Below are 22,765 nucleotides of genomic sequence, written 5' to 3' on the forward strand. Positions count from 1 at the left end.
CGATGAGCGGCGATGGACACCCCGATCGCGACCGGTCTGGCGCTGGGCGCCGCCGCCGACCTGCTGCTCGCCGACCCCCGCCGGTACCACCCGGTGGCCGGGTTCGGCGCCGTCGCCGACCGGCTGGAGCGTCGCGTCTGGCGCGACTCCCGGGCGGTCGGCAGCGGCTACGCGCTGGGGCTGGTGACGGCCGCCGCCGGCCTGGGCGCGCTGCTGGACCGGGGCACCCGCCGCCGCCCGGCCGCCCGGACCGTGGTCACCGCCGCGGCCACCTGGGCGGTGCTCGGCGGCACGTCGCTGGGCCGGGCGGCCGGGCGCATGCGCACCGCGCTGGAGGCCGGCGACGTCGAGGCCGGTCGCGCGGCGCTGCCGGCGCTGGCCGGCCGCGACCCGAGCGTCCTCGGGGTGGACGGGCTGGCCCGGGCGACCGTCGAATCGGTCGCGGAGAACACCTCCGACGCCGCCGTCGCCCCGCTGTTCTGGGGTGCGGTGGCCGGCCTGCCCGGGCTGCTCGGCTACCGGGCGGTGAACACGCTCGACGCGATGGTCGGCCACCGGTCGCCGCGGTACGAGCGCTTCGGCTGGGCGGCGGCCCGCCTCGACGACGTCGCCAACTGGGTGCCTGCACGGCTCACGGCGGCGCTGACCGTGGCCTGCGCGAGGGCGTGCGGCGGCTCGGCCGGAGGGGCGCTGCGCACCTGGCTCCGGGACGGCGCGTCCCACCCGAGCCCCAACTCCGGGCGGTGCGAGGCAGCGGCCGCCGGCGCCCTCGGGGTCCGGCTCGGCGGACGCAACGTGTACGGGTCCCGGGTGGAGGTCCGCCCGGCCCTCGGGTCGGGTCGCCCGCCCGCACCCGCCGACATCGGACCGGCGATCCGGCTCTCCCGCGCCGTCTGGCTGGGTGCCGCGGTGCTCGCGGTGGCCGCCCGGCTCGGACGGGGGCGGGCGTGAGCGGCGCGCTGCTGGTCGCCGGCACCACGTCGGACGCCGGCAAGTCGGTCGTCACCGCCGGCATCTGCCGGTGGCTGGTGCGCCAGGGCGTCTCGGTGGCGCCGTTCAAGGCGCAGAACATGAGCAACAACTCGATGGTCACGCCCGACGGCGCCGAGATCGGCCGGGCGCAGGTCATGCAGGCGGCCGCCGCGCGGGTCGAGCCCGAGGCGGCCATGAACCCGGTGCTGCTCAAGCCCGGCGGTGACAACGCCAGCCAGGTCGTCGTCCTCGGTCGGGCGGTCGCCGACGTCACCGCGCTGTCCTACCGGCCGATGAAGGCCGCGCTGCTCGAGCAGGTCCTCAGCAGCCTGGCCGACCTCCGCGCCCGCTTCGACGTGGTGGTCTGCGAGGGCGCGGGCTCCCCCACCGAGATCAACCTGCGCGCCGACGACATCGCCAACATGGGGTTGGCCACCGCGGCCGACCTCCCGGTGCTCGTGGTCGGCGACATCGACCGGGGCGGGCTGTTCCCCGCGCTCTACGGCACGGTCGCGCTGATGCCGCCGGCCGACCAGCGGCTGGTCGCCGGGTTCCTGGTCAACAAGTTCCGCGGCGACGTCCGCCTGCTCGAGCCCGGGCTGGTCGAGCTGGAGCGGCTCACCGGCCGCCCGACGCTCGGCGTCCTGCCCTGGCTCGGCGGCCTGGAGCTCGACGTCGAGGACTCCCTCGGCATCCCGGCCGGTGGCACCCTGACCGCGCCGCCGCACGGCGAGGACGTGCTCCGCGTGGCGGTCGCCCGGCTGCCCCGGCTGTCGAACTTCACCGACCTCGACGCCCTCGCCGCCGAGCCCGGCGTCCTCGTCCGCTACGTCACCCGGCCCGAGGAGCTCGCCGACGCCGACCTGGTGGTGCTCCCCGGCACGCGGTCGACGGTCGCGGACCTGGGCTGGCTGCGGGCGACCGGGCTGGCCGAGGCGGTGCACCGGCACGCCGCGGCCGGCGGGCCGGTGCTGGGCATCTGCGGCGGGCACCAGATGCTGGCCCGCACCATCACCGACGACGTGGAGTCCCGGTCCGGCACCGTCGATGGGTTGGGGCTGCTGCCCACCGAGGTGCGCTTCGCGCCGGAGAAGACACTGGGGCGCCCCTCCGGGTCGGCGCTCGGTCACCCGGTGCGCGGCTACGAGATCCACCACGGGGTGGTCACCGTCGACTGGGACTCGGCCGCACCGGCCGCCGAGCCGTTCCTGGACGGCGCCCGGGCGGGGTCGGTCGCCGGCACCACCTGGCACGGGGCGCTGGAGAACGACGGGTTCCGGCGCGCGTTCCTCGCCGAGGTCGCCCGGACCACCGGGCGCCGGTTCGTCCCCGCCCCGGGCACCGACTTCGCCGCCGTCCGGGAGGCCCGGCTCGACCGGCTCGGGGACCTGGTCGCCGAGCACGCCGACACCGCGGCGCTGTGGCGGCTGGTCGAGTCCGGTCCCCCGGCCGGGCTGCCGCTGCTGCCGCCCGGGTCCGCCGCCCGCTGACCCCGGGGCTGTCGGCCCGCGAAGCGGTTGTGGTTCCATGACGCCGCCACACGCGACGGCAGTGGAGGAAGCCCGGTGAGATTCCGGCGCGGTCCCGCCACTGTGAGCCGGTTCTCCGGTTAGTCAGGAACTCCCGCCGTCGCGCTCCTGCCACCTCCGGGCGTGGACACCCGGGGAGAGGACGCGTGACCCGTGCGCCGTGCTCGCGCATGACCTACCCCTTCAGCGCCGTCGTCGGCATGGACGACATGCGGCTGGCCCTGCTGCTCAACGCCGTCTCCCCCGCCGTCGGCGGTGTGCTGGTGCGCGGCGAGAAGGGCACCGCGAAGTCGACGACGGTCCGGGCCCTGGCCGCGGTGCTGCCGCCGGTCGCCGTCGTGCCCGGCTGCCGCTTCGCCTGCGACCCCGCCGCGCCTGACCCGGCCTGCCCCGACGGTCCGCACGAGCCGACCGCCGGCGGTCCGGTCCGCCCCGCGCGGCTGGTCGAGCTTCCCGTCGGCGCCTCCGAGGACCGGGTCGTCGGCTCGCTGGACCTCGAGCGCGCGCTCACCGAGGGCGTGAAGGCGTTCGAGCCCGGCCTGCTGGCCGCCGCCCACCGCGGCGTGCTCTACGTGGACGAGGTCAACCTGCTGCACGACCACCTGGTCGACCTGCTGCTGGACGCCGCCGCCATGGGCACCGCCTACGTCGAGCGGGAGGGCGTCTCGGTCCGGCACGCCGCCCGCTTCCTGCTCGTCGGCACCATGAACCCGGAGGAGGGCGAGCTGCGGCCGCAGCTGCTCGACCGCTTCGGGCTCACCGTCGAGGTGGCCGCGCCGCGCGACCCCGCCGAGCGGGCCGAGGTGGTGCGCCGCCGGTTCGCCTCCGACGCCGATCCAGCCGGGTTCGCCGCCGCGTGGTCGGCGCAGGAGTCCGCGCTCGCCGACCGCATCGCCGACGCCCGCGCCCGGCTGCCGCACGTCGTCCTCTCCGACGCCGCGCTGCGGCAGGTGACCGCGGTGTGCGCCGCCTTCGACGTCGACGGCCTGCGCGCCGACCTGGTCACCGCCCGCGCGGCCATCGCGCACGCCGCCTGGTCCGGCCGCGACGAGGTGACCGAGGACGACGTCCGGGTGGCCGCCCGCCTGGCGCTGCCGCACCGCCGCCGGCGCAACCCCTTCGACGCCCCGGGTCTGGACGAGGACACCCTCGACCAGGCGCTGGCCGACAGCCGCCCCGAGGACGACGGCCCGCACGACGACGACCCGCACGACGACGGCCCCGACGGCGGCCCCGACGGCGGCCCCGGCGACGGTGGGAGCACGCCTCCCCCGCCGCCGGCCGGCGCCCGCGAGGGCCAGAACGGCCGTCCCGGCCCCGAGGAGCCGGGCGGGCCGACGACGGCGCCGCGGGGCGAGGGCGGTGGCTCGACCTCGGCCGCGCCGGCGCCCGACCAGGCCGCCGTCGCACCGTCCGACCCGTTCCGCGCGCGGCGGCTGGAGGTGCCCGGCCTCGGCGCCGGTGCCGCCGGCCGGCGCTCGCGCGCCCGCTCCGAGCGCGGCCGGGTCGTCGGCTCCACCCGGCCCACCGGAGCCGTCACCCGGCTGCACCTGACCGGCACCGTGCTCGCCGCCGCGCCGCACCAGCGGGCGCGCGGGCGCAGCGGCCCGGGCCTGCGGATCGTCCGCGAGGACCTGCGCCAGGCCACGCTGGAGGGCCGCGAGGGCAACCTGGTCCTCTTCGTGGTCGACGCCAGCGGCTCGATGGGCTCGCGGGCGCGGATGGCCGCGGTCAAGGGCGCCGTGCTGTCGCTGCTGCTGGACGCCTACCAGCGCCGGGACAAGGTCGGCCTGGTCACCTTCCGCGGGGCCGCGGCCGAGGTCGCGCTGCCGCCCACCTGGTCGGTGGACGCGGCGGCCGCCCGGCTGGCCGAGCTGCCCACGGGCGGGCGGACCCCGCTGGCCGCGGGGCTGCTCAAGGCGCACGACGTCCTCCGGCTGGAGCGGATCCGGGATCCGCAGCGCCGCCCGCTGCTCGTCGTCGTCACCGACGGCCGGGCCACCGGGGCGCGCGGGAGCGCCTCCCTGGCCGACGCCTCCGCGGCCGCGGCGCTGCTGGCGGCCACGGGCACGCCCGCGGTCGTCGTCGACTGCGAGTCCGGCCCCGTCCGGCTGGGCCTGGCCGCGACGCTCGGGACGGCGCTGGGCGGCCAGACCCTCCGGCTGGAGGAGCTGGCCGCCGACGCGCTGGCCGCCACCGTGCGCAGCGCGAGGGCCGCCTGATGCCGCAAGGGCAGGTCACCGCCGTCCCCCAGGACGGGCTCACCACGAAGCAGCGCCGCAACCGGCCGCTCCTGGTGGTGCACACCGGCGAGATGAAGGGCAAGTCCACCGCCGCCTTCGGCATGGCGATGCGCGCCTGGAACCAGGGCTGGTCGGTCGCGGTCTACCAGTTCGTCAAGAGCGCCAAGTGGAAGGTCGGCGAGGAGAACGCGCTGACCGCGCTCGGCCGGCTGCACGAGCAGACCGGCGAGGGCGGGCCCGTGGTCTGGCACAAGATGGGCAGCGGCTGGAGCTGGTCGCGCCGGCAGGGCACCGAGACCGACCACGCGGCCGACGCCGCCGAGGGCTGGGCGCAGATCAAACGGGATCTCGGCGCGCAACGACACAGGTTCTACGTGCTGGACGAGTTCACCTACCCGATGACGTGGGGCTGGGTCGACGTGGACGACGTCGTCGAGACCCTCACGAACCGTCCCGGCACCCAGCACGTCGTCGTCACCGGCCGGAACGCGCACCCGGCGCTGGTCGAGGCCGCCGACCTGGTGGTCGAGATGACCAAGGTCAAGCACCCGATGGACGCGGGCCAGAAGGGCCAGCGAGGCATCGAGTGGTGAGCCGGGTGCCGCGGGTCGTCGTGGCGGCGCCGAGCAGCAACGCGGGCAAGACCTCGATCGCCACCGGCCTCATCGCCGCGCTCACCGCCCGCGGGCTCACCGTCTCGCCGCACAAGGTCGGCCCCGACTACATCGATCCGGGCTACCACGGTCTCGCGGCCGGCCGCCCGGGCCGCAACCTCGACCCGTGGCTGGTCGGCGAGGAGCGGATCGCGCCGCTGTTCCTGCGTGGCGCGCTGCACCCGCGCCCGGCCGACGTCGCCGTCGTCGAGGGCGTGATGGGGCTGTTCGACGGCGCCACGCACCCGTCGGTCGAGCCGGGCTTCGCGTCCACCGCGCACGTCGCCGGCCTGCTCCGCGCGCCGGTTCTCCTGGTCGTCGACGCGTCGTCCCAGGCGCGGTCGGTGGCGGCGCTCGTGCACGGGTTCGCCACCTACGACCCCTCGGTGCGGCTCGGCGGCGTCGTCCTCAACCGGGTCGGCAGCGACCGGCACGAGGCGATCCTGCGCGAGGCGCTGGGCGCCGCCGGCGTCCCGGTGCTCGGTGCCGTGCGCCGCATGGACCAGCTGCACACCCCGTCCCGGCACCTGGGCCTGATCCCCGCCGCCGAGCGCTCGGACGCCGCGCTCGCGACCGTCCGCCGCCTCGGCGAGGTCGTGGCCGCCTCGGTCGACCTGGACGCCGTGCTGGCGCTGGCGCGGTCCGCTCCCCCGCTCGGGGCCCGTCCCTGGGATCCCGCGGCGGAGGTGGCGGCCACGCCGGGCCGGCCCCGGATCGCGGTCGCCGGGGGGCCCGCCTTCACCTTCGGCTACGCGGAGAACGCCGAGCTGCTCGAGGCCGCCGGGGCCGAGGTCGTCCCGGTCGACCCGCTGCGCGACGAGGCGCTGCCCGACGGCACCGCCGGCCTGGTCGTCGGCGGCGGGTTCCCCGAGGTGCACGCGGCCGAGCTGTCGGCCAACGAGACGCTCCGCGCCGACGTCGCGGCGCTCGCCGCTGCCGGCGCACCCGTCGCCGCGGAGTGCGCGGGGCTGCTCTACCTCGCCCGCGAGCTCGACGGCGTGCCGATGTGCGGGGTGCTCGACGTGGCGACGGCGATGTCACCCCGGCTCACCCTCGGCTACCGCGCCGCCGTCGCCGTCACCGGGTCGGTGCTCGCGCCGGCCGGCACCCGGGTGCGCGGCCACGAGTTCCACCGCACGCATGCCGACCCGTCCGCCGGTTCCGCCCCGGCCTGGCGGTGGTCGGCCACCGGAGCCGAGGGCTTCGTGGCCGGTGGCGTGCACGCCTCCTACCTCCACCTGAACTGGGCCGGCAGCCCCCGGCTGGCCCAGCACCTCGTCACCGCCTGCGCCGCGACCCGCCGATCGGAGAACGTCCGTGCACATCGCTGAAGGTTTCCTCCCGGCCGAGCACGCGCTCGGGTGGACGATCGCCGCCGCGCCGTTCGTCGTGCACGGTGCCCGCGCCGTCGTGAAGGAGGTGCGGGAGAACCCGGAGTCGACGCTGCTGCTCGGCGCGGCCGGGGCGTTCACCTTCGTGCTGAGCGCCATCAAGCTCCCCAGCGTCACCGGCAGCTCCAGCCACCCGACCGGCACCGGCCCCGGGGCGATCCTGTTCCGGCCGCCGGTGATGGCGCTGCTGGGCACCGTCGTCCTGCTCTTCCAGGCGCTGCTGCTGGCGCACGGCGGGCTGACGACGCTGGGGGCCAACGCGTTCGCCTTCGCCGTGGTCGGGCCGTGGGCCGGGTACGCCGCCTACCGGCTCACCCGCGGGGCGGGCGCCGGGCTGCTGCCGGCGGTCTTCGCCGGCGTCGCGCTGGCCGACCTCGCCACCTACGTCACCACCTCGCTGCAGCTGGCGCTCGCCTTCCCCGACGCGGAGAGCGGGCTGGCCGGCGCGCTGCTGAAGTTCCTCGGCGTCTTCGCGGTCACCCAGGTCCCGCTGGCCATCGGCGAGGGGCTGCTCGGCGTCCTGCTGTTCCGCGTGCTCACCGTCAACGCCCGTCCCGAGCTCGAGCGGCTCGGTCTGCTGAAGCCCGTTCCCGTCGCCGCCGGAGGTGCCGCATGACCCGCCGCACGCTCGTCACCGCGCTGCTCGTCCTCGCCGTCGTCGCGCTGTTCGCCGTCCCGCTCCTGCTCGACGGCGGCACCTCGGAGTACGGCGGCACCGACGCCGCGGTCACCGAGGAGCTCGAGGCCGACGGCTACACCCCGTGGGTCGACTCGCTGTTCAGCCCGGCCGGCGAGGTCGAGTCCGGGCTGTTCGCGCTGCAGGCCGCCCTCGGCGCCGGGGTCCTCGGCTACGTGCTGGGCCTGCTGCGCGGCCGGCGGTCCGCGACCCCGGCGGTCGCCGCGGGGGCCGGCGACCGGTGACCGGGCTGGCCGTCGACGACGCGGCGTGGGCCAGCGCGTGGCGCCGGCGCGCGCCCGGCGACAAGCTGCTGCTCTGCGGCGGCCTGGTCGTCACCGCCCTCGTGCTGCCGGCCTGGCCGGGCAGCGTGCTGGTCGGCGTCGTCGCGGTCGGGCTGGCCCTCGGCCCGGCGCGGGTGCCCGCGCGCACCTTCGCGCGCGCCGTGCGCTGGCCGCTGGTCTTCGTCGCGGTCGGCGCGCTGACCGCCGTCGTCACCGTGGACGGCGGCGGTCCCGGGTGGGCGCCGGACGCGGCCGCCCGTGCCGGCTCGCTGGTCGGGCACGCGCTGGCCGGCAGCGCCGCCGTGCTGCTGCTCGCCACGACGACGCCGATGTCGGACCTGCTGCCCGCGCTGCGCCGCGCGCGGGTGCCGGCCGCTGTCGTGGAGGTCGCCTCGGTCGTCTACCGGCTGCTCTTCGTGCTGCTGGACAGCCTGCACACCGTCCGCGAGGCCCAGGCGGCCCGGATGGGCTACTCGTCGCTGCGCCGGTCCTACCGCTCCTGCGGTGCCCTGGCCGCCGCCGTCCTGGTCCGGTCCTGGGACCGCGCCCGCCGGATGCAGGACGGGCTGGCCGGCCGCGGTCTGGAGACCGGGCTGCGGGTGCTGCCCGAGACGCTGCCGTCGTCCGCCGCCTTCCTCGCCGCCGCGGGAGCCGGGATCGCCGGCATCGTGGCGGCCTCGCTGGTGCTCGCGTGAGCCACCGCGCGCTGGCCGCCCAGGGGGTGGTCGCCGGCTACGCCCCGGGCGACCGGGTGCTCGACGGCGCCGCGCTGTCGGTGCCCGCCGGCCGGCGGCTGGCCCTGCTCGGCGCGAACGGCTCGGGCAAGACCACCCTGCTGCGCTGCCTCTCCGGGGCGCTGCGCCCGACGGCCGGCGCGGTCACCGTCGACGGGGTCCCGGTGGCGTACTCCCGGGCGGGCCTGCGCGCGCACCGCCAGACCGTCCAGCTCGTGCTGCAGGACCCCGACGACCAGCTGTTCAGCGCCTCTGTCGCGCAGGACGTCTCCTTCGGCCCGCTCAACCTGGGCCTGGCCGAGGACGAGGTCCGCGCCCGGGTGGCCGAGGCGCTGCAGCTGCTCGCCGTCGAGCCCCTCGCCGGCCGGCCCACCCACCAGCTCTCCTACGGCGAGCGCAAGCGGGTGGCGATCGCCGGTGCGGTCGCGATGCGCCCCTGCGTGCTGCTGCTCGACGAGCCCACCGCCGGCCTCGACCCGTCCGCGGTCGCCGAGACCCTCGCCGCGCTGGCCCGGCTGCAGGAGAACGACTCCACCGTGGTCATGAGCACCCACGACGTCGACCTCGCGCTGCGCTGGGCCGACGAGGTGGCCGTGGTGGTGGACCGCGTCGTCGTCCAGGGGCGCCCCGACGAGGTCCTCGGCGCTCCCGCCCTGCTGGAACGGGCCCGGCTCGACCGGCCGTGGGCGCTGACCGTGGGGGCGCGGCTGCGCGCGCTCGGCCTCCTGCCCGAGGGCTCGCTCCCGCGCACCACCGAGGACCTGCTCGACGCGCTCCCGGCGGTGCACCCGTGATCACCGTGGGCCTGGGGACGGCGAGCGGGGTGAGCGCCGAGGAGGTGCTGGCCGCCGTCGACGCGGTGCTGCCGCCCGGGGCCACCGCCGTCCGCCTGGCGACCCTCGACGCGCGGCTGCGCGAACCGGGCCTGCGGGAGGCGGCGGTGCTCCGCGGGTGGCGGCTGGTCGGTCACCCGGCCGCCGCGCTGGCCGGGGTCGCGGTGCCGACGCCGTCCGAGCGGGTGGCTGCGGCCGTCGGCACCCCGTCGGTCGCCGAGGCCGCGGCGCTGCTGGACGGCGGCTCGCTCACCGTGCCGAAGACCGTGGTCGGGCGGGTCACCGTGGCGGTGGCTGTGAGCGGACAGGTGGGTGAGCATCGCAGCGAGGAACGAGCGAGGAGCGGAGCCCACCGCGGGAGCGAACGGTGGGTGCAGTGACCGACCTCCGCCACCACGGCGACGCCGAGCTGGCCCCCGGCCTGGTCGACCTGGCCGTCAACGTGCGGGAGGGCGCGCCGCCGCCGTGGCTGCGCGCCGTCCTGCACGCCTCGATCGACGCCGCGGCGTCCTACCCGGACCCTGCCCCCGCCCGGGCCGCGGTCGCCGCCGCGCACGGCCGCCCGGTCGAGGAGGTGCTCCTCGCCGCCGGTGCGGCCGAGGTGTTCGTCCTCCTCGCCCGGGCGGTGCGCCCCCGGCTCGCCGCCGTCGTGCACCCCTCCTTCACCGAACCCGAGGCAGCGCTGCGGGCGGCCGGTCACCCGGTCACCCGCGTGCAGCTGCGCGCCGACGACGGCTGGCGGCTCGACCCGGCGGCCGTGCCGGAGGACGCCGACCTCGTCGTGCTGGGCAACCCGACGAACCCGACCTCGGTGCTGCACCCGGCCGCGGGGATCGCGGCCCTCGCCCGGCCCGGCCGGGTGCTCGTGGTCGACGAGGCCTTCGCCGACACGGTGCCCGGTGAGCCGGAGTCGCTCGCCGCCCGGCGGGACCTGCCCGGGCTGCTGGTCGTGCGCAGCCTCACCAAGACCTGGGGGCTGGCCGGCCTGCGCGTGGGCTACGCGCTCGGGCCGGCACCGCTGATCGCCCGGCTGGCCGAGCAGCAGCCGCACTGGCCGGTGTCCACGCCGGCGCTCGCCGCGCTGGTCGCCTGCAGCACGCCGGGGGCCAGCGCCGAGGCCGGCGCCGCGGCCCGCGAGCTCGCCGAGCGGCGGGAGGTCCTCCTCCGGGAGCTGCCGCCGTCCGTCGCCGTCGAGGGCGACCCGCGCTCCTCGTTCGTCCTGCTCCGCGTCCCCGACGGGGCGCGGGTGCGGGAGGAGCTCCGGCAGCGGGGGTGGGCGGTGCGCCGCGGCGACACCTTCCCCGGGCTCACCCGGGACCACCTCCGCGTCGCCGTGCGCGCGCCGGCCGTCTCGCGCGCGTTCGCCACAGCCCTCACCGACGTCCTCCGATCCGCCCCGACCCCCGAGGAGGTGCCATGAGCACCACGTCGCTCCCGGTACCGCTCCACCCGGTCGCCCTGCACCTGCACGGCCGGCGGGTGGTCGTCGTCGGTGGGGGTACCGGCGCCTACCGCGCGACGGTGGGGTTGCTGGACGCCGGCGCGCTGGTGACGGTGGTGAGCCCGGTCGTGGTCCCGGCGCTGCAGGCGCTCGCCGAGTCGGGCTCGCTGGCGTGGGTCCGGCGCCGGTATGCGCCCGGCGACCTGGACGGCGCCTGGTACGCCGTCGCGGCGACGCAGGACCCCGCGGTCGACGGGGCCGTCGCCGCGGACGCCGAGCACGCCCGGGTGTTCTGCACCCGCGCCGACGACCCCGGGGCATCCAGCGCCCGCCCCACCCTGGCCGAGCCCGGGGCCACGCTCCCCCGCGACCGCCGGCGCGGCCGGGTGGTGCTCGTCGGGGGCGGGCCGGGCGACCCGGGGCTGATCACGGTTCGCGGCCGGGACGCGCTGGCGCAGGCCGACGTCGTGGTCGTCGACCACCTGGGCCCCCGCTCGCTGCTGGCCGGGCTGCGGCCCGACGTCGAGATCGTGGACGCGTCGAAGCTGCCGCGCGGACGGGCGATGCCGCAGGAGGAGATCAACGCCCTGCTGGTGCAGCACGCGCGAGCCGGCGCGCTCGTCGTGCGGCTCAAGGGCGGGGACCCGTTCGTGTTCGGCCGCGGGATGGAGGAGCTCCTCGCCTGCGCGGCCGCCGACGTCCCCGTCGAGGTCGTCCCCGGCGTGACCAGCGCGGTGGCGGTCCCGGCGGTCGCCGGGGTCCCGGTCACCCACCGCGGGCTCACCCACGAGTTCGTCGTCGTCTCCGGCCACCTGCCGCCGGACCACCCGCAGTCGCTCGTGGACTGGTCCGCGATCGGCCGGCTGCGCGGCACCGTGGTCGTGCTCATGGGGGTGGAGACCGCGCCGGCGATCGCGGCCGCGCTCGTCCGGCACGGCCGGCGGCCGGACACCCCGGTCGCCGTCGTGGCCGACGGCACGACCGGCGACCAGCGGACGGTCCGGACGACGCTGGCCGAGCTCGGGACGGCGATCGCCGCGGAGTCGGTCCGCCCGCCGGCGGTGTGGGTCGTCGGCGAGGTCGTCGACGTGGCGCGGGGGCGCTGACCGCTGGAGCACGGGGTGCCCGACGTCGGGTGCGCCTACCCCCGGGGGTATGTACGGTGGACGACGTGGACATCCCCCGGGGCGAGCTCGCCGACGTCGTCGCCGACGGCCGCATCGCAGCGGCCGGGCCGCGCAGTTCCTCGGCGGGAAGGGCTTCGACGTCGCCGACCTCGACGGCGGCATGACCAGGTGGATCGCCGAGGGCCGCCCGACGGCCTGAGTCCGCATCTCACCCGCTGACACCCCAGCCCCGTACCGTGAGGAGACATCGTGCAGATCGACGTCATCGAGACCACCGGGCTCGGCGACCGCAGCTACCTCGTCAGCGCCGAGGGCGTGGCGGCCGTCATCGACCCGCAGCGCGACATCGACCGGGTGCTCGCCCTCGCCGAGAAGCGGGGGGTCCGCATCGCGGTGGTGCTGGAGACCCACCTGCACAACGACTACCTGACCGGGGGCCTGGAGCTGGCCCGGGCGGTCGGCGCGCGCTACGTCGTGCCGGCCGGCGACAGCGTCGCCTACGAGCGGGTGCCGGCCGCCGACGGTGACGTCCTCGAGGCCGGCCCGCTGCGGCTTCGGGTGCTGCACACCCCCGGGCACACCCACCACCACGTCAGCTACGTGCTCGCCGACGCCTCGGGCGCGGTGCAGGCCGTGTTCACCGGCGGCTCCATGCTGTACGGCTCGACCGGGCGGACCGACCTCGTCGGGCCCGAGCACACCGACGAGCTCACCCACGCCCAGTACCGCTCGGTGCGCCGGCTGGCCGACGAGCTGCCGGCCGGGACCCCGGTGTTCCCCACCCACGGCTTCGGCAGCTTCTGCTCGGCCACCCCGACCAGCGGCGACTCCTCCACGGTGGGCGAGCAGCTCCGGGTGAACCCGGCGCTCACCCAGGACGAGCAGACCTTCGTCGACCAGCTGATCGCCGGGCTCACCGCGATCCCCGCCTGGTACAGCCACATGGGCCCGGGCAACGCCGCCGGGCCGGCGCCGGTGGACCTGTCGGCGCCGCGCCCGGTCGACCCCGCCGAGCTGGCCGAGCGCCTGGCGGCCGGCGAGTGGGTCGTCGACCTGCGGACCCGCACCGCCTTCGCCGCCGGGCACCTGCCGGGCGCGCTGAACTTCGAGCTGGCGATCGCCAACTTCGTCACCTACGTCGGCTGGCTCGTGCCCTGGGGCGCGCCGCTGACCCTGATCGGGGAGACCGAGCAGCAGGTGGCCGAGGCCCGCCGCGAGCTGGTGCGCATCGGCATCGACCGGCTCGCCGGCGCCGCGATCGGCAGCCCCGAGGAGCTGGCCGCCGGCCGCGACCTCGCCGCGTACCCCGTCAGCGACTTCGCGGGCCTGGCCACGGCCATGGCCGCCGATCCGGAGCTGGCCGTCGTCGACGCCCGTCGTGCCGACGAGCGAGCCGGTGGCGGCGTGCGCGGTTCGCGGCACATCCCGATCCACGAGCTGGTCGACCGCGTCGACGAGGTCCCCGACGGCGACGTGTGGGTGTACTGCGGCTCCGGTTACCGCGCCTCGATCGCCGCCTCCCTGCTCGCCCGCACCGGCCGCCGCCCGGTCCTGGTGAACGGCAGCTACGGCGACCCGGACACCGGTGCGGCCGCCGTCGGCCTGCACGACGACTCCACCACCCGCTGAACCCTGAGGAGATCCCCACCATGTGCCGAGCGGTTGCCTGCAGCACCTGCGGCAAGACCACCTGGGCCGGCTGCGGCCAGCACGTCGACCAGGTGATGGCCCGCGTGCCCAGCGCCCAGCGGTGCCCCGGCCACCCACGCCCCGAGCGGTCCGGCGGCTGGCTGACCCGGCTCACCCGCCGCCGCTGACGCCGGCCCCCCTCGCCGTGCCGGCGCTGGTCCACCTCGCCGGCCAGGACCTCCAGCAGGCGGCGGCCACCCCCTGGTGGTCGTCGGCACCACCGCCGTCGCCGGGTGGATCGCCGTCCAGCTGGTGGTCGACGCCCTGACCTGCGCAGATCCCGGGCCCCCGCGCCGTAGCGTCGCGCCGTGAGCTACGACGCGCTGGCCGAGAGCCTGCGGCTGCTCGACGGCGCCCCTCCGGCCGCGGACGCCCGGCTGAGCCGGCGGGTGCGCCACCTGCCGCTCGCGGTGGACCGGGTCGACGACGTCGCCGCGACGATGTTCCTGCGGCGGGGCGTGAACGGCGCGCCCGAGATCGACGTGCACGTGCTCGAGCGGGTCGACGGCCGCTGGGTGCTGCTCGGCGGCGGAGGCGGTCCCGGCGAGGAGGCGGTCCGGCCACGGCCGGCGCTCGCCGCGCTGGGCGGTCCGGCGGTCAGCTCCGGCGGCGGCTCGACGGCGCGCCGGCACAGCGGGTGGTGGCCGCGCATCCGCGACAGCTCCGTGCACCACGCGGAGGTGTTCGCGGCGCGCGAGGTGGCCGCCCTGCGCGTCGACGACCGGGTCGTGCCGGTCGCCGCCCACGGGTGCGCCGTCGTCGTCTGGACCCGCCGGGCACCGGCCATCACGGCGCTGGACCGCGACGGGGAGGAGCTCGGCACCGTCGTCCCCCTGCGGCTGGACCAGTGCGCCATGCCCCCCTGGTACTGACCGGCCGGTCAGGCCCCGGTGCGCTCCCGCCGGACCACGGTCAGCGGCAGGCGCAGCGCCCCGGGTGCGGACGGCGGCACGACCGGCCGGCGCGGCGGCACCGGGTCCACCGGCCGGTAGCGCTCCCCCGGCGCCGGGCGCCGATCCGGCTCGCCCTTGTTCGGCCACAGCGCCACGGCCCGCTCGGCCTGCGCGGTGATGGTCAGCGAGGGGTTGACGCCGAGGTTGGCCGACACCGCCGAGCCGTCGACCACCGAGAGCCCCGGGTAGCCGTGCACCCGGTGGTACGGGTCGACGACGCCGTCGGCCGCCGTCGCGCCGATCGCGCACCCACCGAGGAAGTGCGTGGTCATCGGGATGTTGACCAGCTCGGTCATCGCCCCGCCCGGGTCGCCGCCGATCTTGGCCGCGATCCGCCGCACCGCCTCGTGCCCGCCGGGGATCCAGGTGGGCACCGGGTCACCCGGGCCGGGCCGGCTGGTGAGCTTGCGGCCGAACCGCCGCTTGGCCCCGGACACCACGATGCTGTTGTCCAGGCTCTGCATCACCAGCGCGATGACCGTGCGCTCGGACCACCCGCGCACCGACAGGCTGCGCGCGAAGGCCGCCGGGTTGCGCGCCACGACGCCGAGCGCCTTGAGCCAGCGGGGCAGCCGGCCGCCACCGTCCACGAGCACCGTCTGCAGCAGGCCGATGGCGTTGCTGCCCTTGCCGTAGCGCACCGGCTCCAGGTGGGTGTGCTCGTCGAGGTGGAACGACGAGGTGATCGCGACGCCCCGGCTGTAGTCGGTGGGCCCGCCGCGCCGGCCGGTCGCCGCGAGGACCGCCTCGGAGTTGGTGCGGGTCTGGTGGCCCAGCCGCGGCGAGAGCGCGGGGAGCGTGCCGCCGTCCTTCATCGCGTGCAGCAGCCGCTGGGTGCCGTAGGTGCCGGCGGCCAGCACGACCTGGTCGCAGGTCCAGCGCCGCACCGTGCGCGTCGCGAACCAGGCACCGCTGCGCACCGCCTCCACGACCCAGCCGCCGCCGGGCCGCGGCCGCACGCTGGTGACCGTGGTCAGCGGGTGCACCACCGCGCCGGCCCTCTCGGCCAGGTACAGGTAGTTCTTCACCAGCGTGTTCTTGCCACCGACCGCGCACCCGGTCATGCACGACCCGCACTCGGTGCAGCCGGTGCGCTCCGGCCCGACGCCGCCGAAGAACGGGTCGGGCACGGTCTTCCCGGGCTCGCCGTAGAAGACGCCGACCGGGGTGGCCACGAACGTCTCGCCCACCCCCATCTCCTCGGCGACCTCGCGGAAGATCTCGTCGGCGGCCGTCGTCGTCGGGTTGGTGGTGACGCCGAGCATCCGCGAGGCCTGCTCGTAGTAGGGCGCGAGCTCGCTCTCCCAGTCGGTGATCCCGGCCCACTGCGGATCGCGGAAGAACGCCGACGGCGGCTTGTAGAGGGTGTTCGCGTAGTTCAGCGACCCGCCGCCCACCCCGGCGCCGGCCATGACCAGCACGTCGGGCAGCAGGTGGATCCGCTGCACCCCGTAGCAGCCGAGCTGCGGGGCCCACAGGTAGCGGCGGAGGTCCCAGGAGGTCTTCGGCAGCTCGTCGTCGGCGAACCGGCGGCCGGCCTCGAGCACCTCGACCCGGTAGCCCTTCTCGCTCAGCCGCAGCGCGGCGGTGCTGCCGCCGAAACCGCTGCCGACGACGACGACGTCGGTGTGGCGCTCAGACGTGCGCAACGGGGGCTCCTTCGTGCCGCGGCGCGGGCGCGAAGTCCGCGAGGTCGAGCCGGCGCAGGCGGCGCCGGAAGGTGAGCGTCGACGCCGGCCAGTTCGTGGTGTTGCGGCCGCTCTCGGTGAGGTACCAGCTGCGGCAGCCGCCGGCGAACACCGTGCCGCCCACCCGGCGCTGCACCCACGCGTCGAAGGCGGCGGCGACCTCGGGGCGGACCTCCAGCCAGCGCCGCCGGCCGCGGGCCAGCTCCTGCACCGCCTGGACGACGTAGCCGACCTGCGCCTCGAGCATCACGATGATCGAGTTGTGCCCGAGGTTGGTGTTCGGGCCGTAGAGGACGAACAGGTTCGGGAAGCCCGGCACGGTGGTGCCCAGGTAGGCGCTGGCGCCGTCGGCCCACTGCGCGTGCAGGTCGCGGCCGCCGCGACCGGTGAACCGGACCGGCGCCAGGAACTCGGTCGCGGCGAACCCGGTGCCCAGGACGATCGTGTCGACCTCGCGCTCGGCGCCGTCGGCGGTGACCACCGAGTGCTCGCGCACCTCGGTGATCCGGTCGGTGACCACCTCGACCTGCGGCAGCTGCAGCGCCGGGTACCACTCGTTGGACATCAGGATCCGCTTGCAGCCCATCGGGTCCGTCGGCGTCACCTTGGCCCGCAGCTCCGGGTCCGGCACGGCCTTCCGCAGGTGGGCGAAGAACCGCTTGCGGTGGGCGAACAGCAGCCGCGGTTCGGTGTTGAAGCCGAGGGTCCGCAGCTCGTTGGAGAAGTAGTTGGCCTCCCGGGACAACCGCAGCAGCCCGGGCACCCGCGCGAACGCCCGCTTGGCCCTCTCCCGGTAGGCCCGGTCGGGCTTGGGCAGCACGTAGGGGGCCGAGCGCTGGAAGACGCTGAGCTTCGCGGTCCGGCCCGCCACCGCGGGCACGAACTGGATGGCGCTGGCGCCGGTGCCGAGGACCGCGACCCGCTCGCCGGTGACGTCGTGGTCGTGCCGCCACTGCGCGGAGTGGAACAGCGTGCCCCGGAACCGGTCCAGGCCGGGGACGTCCGGGGTGCTGGGCCGGCTCAGCTGCCCGAGCGCGGTGATCAGGACATCGGCCTCGTGCGTGCCGCCGTCGGCGAACCGCAGCCGCCAGGTGGCGGTGCCCTCGTCGAAGGCGGCCTCGGTCACCTCGGTGCCGAACCGGATGAGCGGCAGCAGCCCGAAGTCGCGGGCCACGTCGCGCAGGTACTGGTGGATCTCGGCCTGCGGGGCGAACCGCCGCGACCAGTCGGCCTTGGGCGCGAACGACAGCGAGTAGAGGTGGGAGGGCACGTCGCAGGCCGCACCGGGATAGGTGTTCTCCCGCCACACCCCGCCCACGTCGTGGCTCTTCTCGAACAGGAAGACGTCGGTGAGGCCGGCCTGCCGGAGCCGCACCGCCATGGCCAGCCCGCCGAAGCCGGTGCCGACGATCGCGACCCGCGGGCCGGCCATCAGCGGGCCGTCCAGTTCGGGGCCCGGCGCTCGACGAACGCGGCGATCCCCTCGGCCGCGTCGGCGCTCCGGATGACCGCCGCCATCTCGGCGTCGTTGCGCTCCCACGCCGCCGCCTCGTGCGGCAGGTCGCCGTTCACGACGCCCAGCGCGAGCCGCTTGCTGGCCTGCACCGCCAACGGCGCGTTGGCCGCGACCTCGTCCGCCAGCCGCAGCGCCGCCGGCAGCACCTCGGCCGCGGGGACCACCTCGTTGACCAGCCCCCACCGCAGCGCGTCGTCCGCGCCCATCGGCCGGCCGGTGAGGATCAGCCGCATCGCCACCTTGCGGGGCAGCTGCTCGGGCAGCCGGAGGACACCGCCGGCCGCGGCGAAGATGCCGCGGGAGATCTCCGGGAGGCCGAAGACCGCGGTGTCGGCGGCGACCGCGAGATCGCTGGCCAGCACCAGCTCGGTGCCGCCGCCCAGCGCGGCCCCGTTGACCGCCGCGATCACCGGCGTGCTGATCGGGTGCCGCACGAACCCGCCGAAGCCGTAGTGCTCCCGGCCCGCGGCGAGCGGGCGTTCCCCGCGGCCGAGGGCCTTGAGGTCGGCGCCGGCGCTGAATGCCTTGTCCCCGGCGCCGGTGAGCACGACGCAGCGGACGTCGCGGTCGGCGTCGGCGGCCTCGAGCGCGTCGGCCAGCCGGGTCGCGACGTCGGCGTCGATCGCGTTGCGGGCCTGGGGGCGGTCGATCGTGATCACCAGGGTGGCGCCGACCCGCTCGGTGCGGACGGCGGGCTCCTGCGCGGGGGTGCTCATGCGGCTCTCCGGGGATCAGACGGTGACGGCAGGGGTGCCGCCGGACAGGGTGACGCGGACGGTGCGGCCCACGTGCGAGGTCGCGCCGTCGGGCAGGGCGGCGAGCGACAGGGCGGCCGCGGTGGCGGAGTCACCGGGCGCGGAGGCCACCGCGACCCGCTCCCCGGTGGGGGTGCGCCCGACGACGAAGGCCTGCTGCGGCGCGCCGTCGCGGCCGTGCTCGACGGTGGCGGTCTCGATCGCGAGCTCCCGACCCCCTGCTTCGGCGGCGGGCAGCAGCGGCGGGGCGTCGGGGTGGTCGACCGCGACCGGTTCGGGCCGGCCGACGTAGCCCTCGGGGTGCGGCCGTCCGCCCAGGAGCACGGCGTGCTGCTTGGTGAGGAAGCCGCCGTTGGCGTGCACGAGCCCGACGTCGCCGGTGCCGCGCAGCTGCAGGGCGGCGGTGGCGATCGCGTGCAGCGAGTAGGTGTTCAACGGCCCGCCGAACGACGCGTGCCCCCCGGCGACGCTGAGCACGGCGTCGGGGTCGTACTTGAGGTGCAGCCCGGCCAGCTTCGGGACCACCGGGAAGCAGCTGTAGACGTCGACCAGCGCGAGGCCCTCCGCCTCCGTGGACGCCTGGCCCAGGCAGCGGTCCAGCGCCAGCCCGAGCGCCTCCGACCGCCCGAAGCCGGTGCGGCTCAGCGGGTCGACGTCGTCGGCGCCCGCACCGCCCCACACGTGGACGAGGCGGTGCTCGGGGATGCCGGCCGCGCGCGCGGCCCCCAGCGAGGTGAGGACGACGGCGGCCGCCTGGTCGACGACCGGCATCGCGTTGACCGCCAGCGGGTAGGGCTCGCAGACCATCCGGTTGCCGGGGCCCACGGTGGCGATCTGCTCGGGGGTGCGCGGCTCGGGATTCCAGGCGGCCGGGTGGACGGCGGCGATCTCGCTGTAGTCGGCGTAGAGCCGGGCCGACCAGTCCGCGTTCTGCTGCGGGGTGAGGCCCAGGTCGGCCTGCAGCCGGTTCTCGAAGAGCGGGTAGACGCGGGTGGGCAGGAAGAGGCCGGCGTCGAGCATCGCCGGCGTCCCCAGGTCGTCGAGGTCCAGCGGCGGCGGACCGCCCGGCGCGGCGCTCCAGCCCAGGTCCGCGACGGGGTCGACGCCGGCCTTGCCCAGTGCGCCCACCGACGCCTGCGCCTCGCCGCCGACGAGCAGCGCGACCTCGCTCTCACCGGCGGCGATCGCGGCCGCCGCGGCGTCGAGCAGCCGCGCCGGCAGGTGCCCGCCCAGCGGGGTGTTGCCGGCGGTGCGCGGGGTGGCGCCGACCCGCGCGGCGACCGCGGCGGCGAGGTCGGCGTAGGCCCAGCTCGCGGTGCGGACGGCGTGCACGGTGTCGGCCTGCCGGAGCAGCTGCGGGGCACCGGCGTCGGCGGCGGCCAGCTCCAGCGCCTCCACCATGAGCGCCAGCGGCTCGCGCGCGGCGTCCGTCGTCCGGTCGCGGTTGGCGCGCAGCTGGCCCACGCCGGCCAGGACGGGGGTGCGGAACTCGTCGGGCACGGAGGATCTCCTCGGATCAGAGCCGGGCGGCGGCGGTGTACAGCGCGGTCAGGTGGTCGAGCAGGGCGCGGATGTCGGTGGTGCCGGGCCCGGAGGCGTGCGCGATCAGCAGCTCGACCAGCCCGCCGGTGAGGACGGCGGCGCTCAGCTCGACGTTCCCGGCGGGCGTCCCCGACGGCCACAGCGACCGCATGAGCCGGGCGGCCAGCGCGCTGAACGCCTCCAGCAGGACGCGCCGCTCGCGGCGGAACTCCTCGGTGGCCAGCGACTCCATCAGCGCCACCCGGACGGTCCGCGGATCGGCGGCGAACCAGTCGGCCAGCGCGCCCAGCACGGCGCGGGCGCGCTCTTCCGGGCTGCCCGCGCTGCCGTCCAGCGCCGTCCGCACCGTCGCGTGCACATGGTCGGCGATGCGCGCGGTCACCGCCCGGAAGAGGTCCTCCCGGCTGCCGAACAGCTCGTAGAAGTAGCGCGGGCTGAGCGCGGCCGTGCGGCACACGTCGGACACCGTGCTGGCGGCCCAGCCGCGCTCGGCGAACACCTCGAGGCCGGCGTCGAGGAACTGCTGCAGCCGGCGGGCCGAGCGCTCCTCGGCGCTCATCCCCGCGTACAGCCGCTCGGTCACGCCGCCTCCCGATGCCTAAGTGGAACGGGACTTTACAAGATGAAAGGCGGTGGTCAAGATGTCGCGGCAGTCACTTCCCCGAGCACCGAGGAGCACCGTGAACGGCTGGGACACCGACGAGCGCAGGGCACTCCGGGCGTCGGCCCGCCGGTTCACGGAGGCCGAGATCGTGCCGCACCTCGCCACGTGGGAGGAGGCCGGCGCGGTGCCCCGCGAGCTGCACGCCAAGGCCGCCGCGGCCGGCCTGCTCGGCGTCGGCTTCCCCGAGGAGGCCGGCGGCGAAGGCGGCACGGCGGTCGACACCTGGGTCGTCGCCGAGGAGATCATCCAGGCCGGCGGCTCGAGCGGGCTCGTCTCCGCGATCTACACCCACGGCATCGGCCTGCCGCACCTGATCGAGGCCGGCGACCCGACGCTGATCGAGAAGGTCGCCCGCCCGGTCCTGGCCGGCCAGAAGATCGTGTCGCTGGCGGTCACCGAGCCCGAGGGCGGCTCCGACGTCGCCGGCCTCACCACGCGAGCCGTGCGCGACGGCGACGACTTCGTGGTGAACGGCACCAAGCTCTACATCACCTCGGCCACCCGCGCCGACTTCTTCACCGTCGCCGTCCGCACCGGCGGCCCCGGCGCCGGCGGGATCTCGCTGCTGCTGGTGGAGCGCGGCATGCCCGGCGTGGAGGTGTCGGCACCGCTGAAGAAGATGGGCTGGCTGTGCTCCGACACCGCCGAGGTGTCGTTCTCCGGGGTCCGGGTGCCGGCGGCCAACCTCATCGGCCGGGAGAACGAGGGCTTCTACGCGATCATGGGGCAGTTCGCCGCGGAACGGCTGAGCCTCGCCGTCCAGGCCTACGCCACCGCGCAGCGCTGCCTCGACCTGACCCTCGACTGGATCACGCAGCGGAGCACCTTCGGCAAGCCGCTGGCCCGGCGGCAGGTCGTGCAGCACCGGGTGGCCGAGATGGCGCGGCAGACCGACGTCGCCCGCACCTACACCCGCGCGGTGATCGACGACTGGCAGGCCGGGGAGAACGTGTTCGCCCAGGTCGCGATGGCGAAGAACACCGCGGTCGCCGCCTGCGACTCCGTCGTCGACGACGCCGTCCAGCTCTTCGGCGGGCTGGGCTACATGCGGGAGTCGGAGGTCGAGCGGCACTACCGCGACAGCCGGATCCTCGGCATCGGCGGTGGCACGACCGAGATCATGACCGAGATCGTCGCCAAGCTGCTCATCGCCTGACCCGCGCAGCTTTCGGTACCGAAAGCTGGGTAGGGCGCACCCGTGCCCCGTTCGTCCCGACCGCGGCCGCTGCGCCGGGAGCCGCGGTGGGCCCGGGAGCTGCGCGACGGCGGGCACCCGTGGCTGCTGGTGGGTCCGCAGCGCGGCAACCACGCCGCGGGCCTGCCGGACCTCGCCGAGGGCAACGACGTGCGGCCGCTGGTCGACGGCCGCGCCTACCTCGCGGCGCTGGCCGAAGCGCTCGGCCGGGCCGGAGGTGGCGCAAGGGTGCTGTTCGCCGGCTGGCGGGCCGACGCCGACGAGCTGCTCCAGGACGGCGGACCGACGCTGGCCGAAGCCCTCGTGGCGGCGGTGGAGCGGGGCGCGCTGGTGCGCGGCCTCGTCTGGCGCTCCCACCCCCGGGCGCTGGGCTACTCGGCGGAGGCCAACCGCGAGCTGGCCCGCGCGGTCACCGCGGCCGGCGGCCGGGTGCTGCTCGACCACCGGGTCCGCCCGGTCGGCAGCCACCACCAGAAGTTCGTCGTCGTGGCGGGCGCGGACGGCGCCGAGGACGTCGCCTTCCTCGGTGGCCTGGACACCGCGCGCTCGCGCCGCGACGGGCCGGCGCACGACGGCGACCGGCAGACGCGGCGGTTCTCCGCCCGGTTCGGGCCGACCCCGGCGTGGCACGACGTGCAGCTGCGGCTGACCGGTCCGGCGGTCCGCGACGTGGAGACCGTGTTCCGGCAGCGCTGGGCCGACCCCACCCGGCTGACCCGCTGGCCGTGGCACACCCTGCCCGACCGGGTGCGGGGTCTGCCCCGCGCCGCCGATCCGCTCCCCGCGCCCGGCCCCGCGCCGGCACCGGTCGGCAGCCGCACCGTGCAGCTGCTGCGCACCTACCCGCGGCGGCGTCCGGCGTACCCGTTCGCGCCGCAGG

The 22,765-nt window shown here is 76.8% G+C and carries 21 protein-coding genes, 1 pseudogene and 1 riboswitch; of the genes and pseudogenes, 17 read left to right on the forward strand and 5 right to left on the reverse strand.

Annotated features, from left to right (window positions below):
• Window positions 1-12: 12 nt before the first annotated feature.
• From DQ241_RS17170 to DQ241_RS17235, 15 genes are all read left to right on the forward strand, one after another.
• Entirely contained in the window at window positions 13-951 is a 939-nt protein-coding gene (locus tag DQ241_RS17170; protein WP_113831413.1) for a cobalamin biosynthesis protein, read from the forward strand.
• Window positions 948-2,462 (forward strand): cobyric acid synthase, encoded by a 1,515-nt coding sequence (locus tag DQ241_RS17175; RefSeq protein WP_113831414.1) that lies wholly within the window; start codon window positions 948-950, stop codon window positions 2,460-2,462. Before DQ241_RS17170 ends, DQ241_RS17175 begins: the two co-directional genes overlap by 4 nt.
• Window positions 2,463-2,486: 24 nt before the next feature.
• Window positions 2,487-2,618: riboswitch (cobalamin riboswitch) on the forward strand.
• A 29-nt stretch (window positions 2,619-2,647) separates the two neighbouring features.
• Window positions 2,648-4,723, forward strand: coding sequence for a putative cobaltochelatase (locus DQ241_RS17180; protein WP_233492519.1), 2,076 nt, complete (start codon window positions 2,648-2,650; stop codon window positions 4,721-4,723).
• A complete protein-coding gene (gene cobO, locus DQ241_RS17185) occupies window positions 4,723-5,337 on the forward strand; it encodes a cob(I)yrinic acid a,c-diamide adenosyltransferase (RefSeq protein ID WP_113831416.1) in 615 nt (204 codons plus the stop codon). Before DQ241_RS17180 ends, cobO begins: the two co-directional genes overlap by 1 nt.
• Window positions 5,334-6,728, forward strand: coding sequence for a cobyrinate a,c-diamide synthase (locus DQ241_RS17190; protein WP_233492520.1), 1,395 nt, complete (start codon window positions 5,334-5,336; stop codon window positions 6,726-6,728). Before cobO ends, DQ241_RS17190 begins: the two co-directional genes overlap by 4 nt.
• Window positions 6,715-7,404: an energy-coupling factor ABC transporter permease gene (locus DQ241_RS17195; protein WP_113831418.1), complete on the forward strand. Its 690-nt coding sequence runs from the start codon at window positions 6,715-6,717 to the stop codon at window positions 7,402-7,404. Before DQ241_RS17190 ends, DQ241_RS17195 begins: the two co-directional genes overlap by 14 nt.
• A complete protein-coding gene (locus tag DQ241_RS17200; protein ID WP_113831419.1) occupies window positions 7,401-7,709 on the forward strand; it encodes an energy-coupling factor ABC transporter substrate-binding protein in 309 nt (102 codons plus the stop codon). Before DQ241_RS17195 ends, DQ241_RS17200 begins: the two co-directional genes overlap by 4 nt.
• Window positions 7,706-8,443 (forward strand): cobalt ECF transporter T component CbiQ, encoded by a 738-nt coding sequence (gene cbiQ / locus DQ241_RS17205; RefSeq protein WP_113831420.1) that lies wholly within the window; start codon window positions 7,706-7,708, stop codon window positions 8,441-8,443. The genes DQ241_RS17200 and cbiQ overlap by 4 nt, the downstream gene beginning before the upstream one ends.
• Window positions 8,440-9,276 (forward strand): energy-coupling factor ABC transporter ATP-binding protein, encoded by an 837-nt coding sequence (locus tag DQ241_RS17210; RefSeq protein WP_113831421.1) that lies wholly within the window; start codon window positions 8,440-8,442, stop codon window positions 9,274-9,276. The genes cbiQ and DQ241_RS17210 overlap by 4 nt, the downstream gene beginning before the upstream one ends.
• Window positions 9,273-9,695: a cobalamin biosynthesis protein gene (locus DQ241_RS17215; protein WP_113831422.1), complete on the forward strand. Its 423-nt coding sequence runs from the start codon at window positions 9,273-9,275 to the stop codon at window positions 9,693-9,695. The genes DQ241_RS17210 and DQ241_RS17215 overlap by 4 nt, the downstream gene beginning before the upstream one ends.
• The gene (gene cobC / locus DQ241_RS17220; protein WP_113831423.1) at window positions 9,692-10,735 is read left to right on the forward strand and encodes an Rv2231c family pyridoxal phosphate-dependent protein CobC; all 1,044 of its coding nucleotides are present in this window, start codon (window positions 9,692-9,694) and stop codon (window positions 10,733-10,735) included. The genes DQ241_RS17215 and cobC overlap by 4 nt, the downstream gene beginning before the upstream one ends.
• Window positions 10,732-11,862 carry a uroporphyrinogen-III C-methyltransferase gene (gene cobA / locus DQ241_RS17225; RefSeq protein WP_113831424.1) on the forward strand — a complete coding sequence of 377 codons (1,131 nt, stop codon included), beginning with the start codon at window positions 10,732-10,734 and terminating at the stop codon, window positions 11,860-11,862. The genes cobC and cobA overlap by 4 nt, the downstream gene beginning before the upstream one ends.
• 270 nt (window positions 11,863-12,132) lie before the next feature.
• The gene (locus tag DQ241_RS17230) at window positions 12,133-13,512 is read left to right on the forward strand and encodes a rhodanese-like domain-containing protein (RefSeq protein WP_113831425.1); all 1,380 of its coding nucleotides are present in this window, start codon (window positions 12,133-12,135) and stop codon (window positions 13,510-13,512) included.
• 20 nt (window positions 13,513-13,532) lie between these two features.
• Window positions 13,533-13,700, forward strand: a complete 168-nt coding sequence (locus tag DQ241_RS20900; protein ID WP_199584658.1) for a hypothetical protein — start codon at window positions 13,533-13,535, stop codon at window positions 13,698-13,700.
• A 180-nt stretch (window positions 13,701-13,880) separates the two neighbouring features.
• A complete protein-coding gene (locus tag DQ241_RS17235) occupies window positions 13,881-14,444 on the forward strand; it encodes a hypothetical protein (protein ID WP_113831426.1) in 564 nt (187 codons plus the stop codon).
• A gap of 8 nt (window positions 14,445-14,452) precedes the next feature.
• On the opposite strand, the gene DQ241_RS17240 is transcribed toward DQ241_RS17235, so the two are convergent.
• Genes DQ241_RS17240 through DQ241_RS17260 form a run of 5 tightly spaced genes read right to left on the reverse strand, consistent with a single transcriptional unit; the run spans window position 14,453 to window position 20,609 of the window.
• Window positions 14,453-16,174: a GMC family oxidoreductase gene (locus DQ241_RS17240; RefSeq protein WP_113831427.1), complete on the reverse strand. Its 1,722-nt coding sequence runs from the start codon at window positions 16,172-16,174 to the stop codon at window positions 14,453-14,455.
• Window positions 16,161-17,645 carry an NAD(P)/FAD-dependent oxidoreductase gene (locus DQ241_RS17245; RefSeq protein WP_113831428.1) on the reverse strand — a complete coding sequence of 495 codons (1,485 nt, stop codon included), beginning with the start codon at window positions 17,643-17,645 and terminating at the stop codon, window positions 16,161-16,163. The genes DQ241_RS17240 and DQ241_RS17245 overlap by 14 nt, the downstream gene beginning before the upstream one ends.
• Window positions 17,645-18,445 carry a crotonase/enoyl-CoA hydratase family protein gene (locus DQ241_RS17250; protein ID WP_113831429.1) on the reverse strand — a complete coding sequence of 267 codons (801 nt, stop codon included), beginning with the start codon at window positions 18,443-18,445 and terminating at the stop codon, window positions 17,645-17,647. Before DQ241_RS17250 ends, DQ241_RS17245 begins: the two co-directional genes overlap by 1 nt.
• A gap of 15 nt (window positions 18,446-18,460) precedes the next feature.
• The gene (locus tag DQ241_RS17255) at window positions 18,461-19,984 is read right to left on the reverse strand and encodes an acetyl-CoA acetyltransferase (protein ID WP_113831430.1); all 1,524 of its coding nucleotides are present in this window, start codon (window positions 19,982-19,984) and stop codon (window positions 18,461-18,463) included.
• Between the two features lie 16 nt (window positions 19,985-20,000).
• Window positions 20,001-20,609: a TetR/AcrR family transcriptional regulator gene (locus tag DQ241_RS17260; protein ID WP_113831431.1), complete on the reverse strand. Its 609-nt coding sequence runs from the start codon at window positions 20,607-20,609 to the stop codon at window positions 20,001-20,003.
• 97 nt (window positions 20,610-20,706) lie between these two features.
• Between DQ241_RS17260 and DQ241_RS17265 the strand changes: the two genes are divergently transcribed.
• Together DQ241_RS17265 and DQ241_RS17270 are read left to right on the forward strand one after the other, a co-directional pair.
• On the forward strand, window positions 20,707-21,846 hold the full coding sequence (locus DQ241_RS17265) for an acyl-CoA dehydrogenase family protein (RefSeq protein WP_199584660.1): 1,140 nt from the start codon (window positions 20,707-20,709) through the stop codon (window positions 21,844-21,846).
• Between the two features lie 42 nt (window positions 21,847-21,888).
• A pseudogene (locus DQ241_RS17270) lies at window positions 21,889-22,765 on the forward strand (phospholipase); the annotation flags it as partial.

Source organism: Blastococcus sp. TF02A-30, from assembly GCF_003319185.1.
Taxonomy (GTDB): domain Bacteria; phylum Actinomycetota; class Actinomycetes; order Mycobacteriales; family Geodermatophilaceae; genus Blastococcus.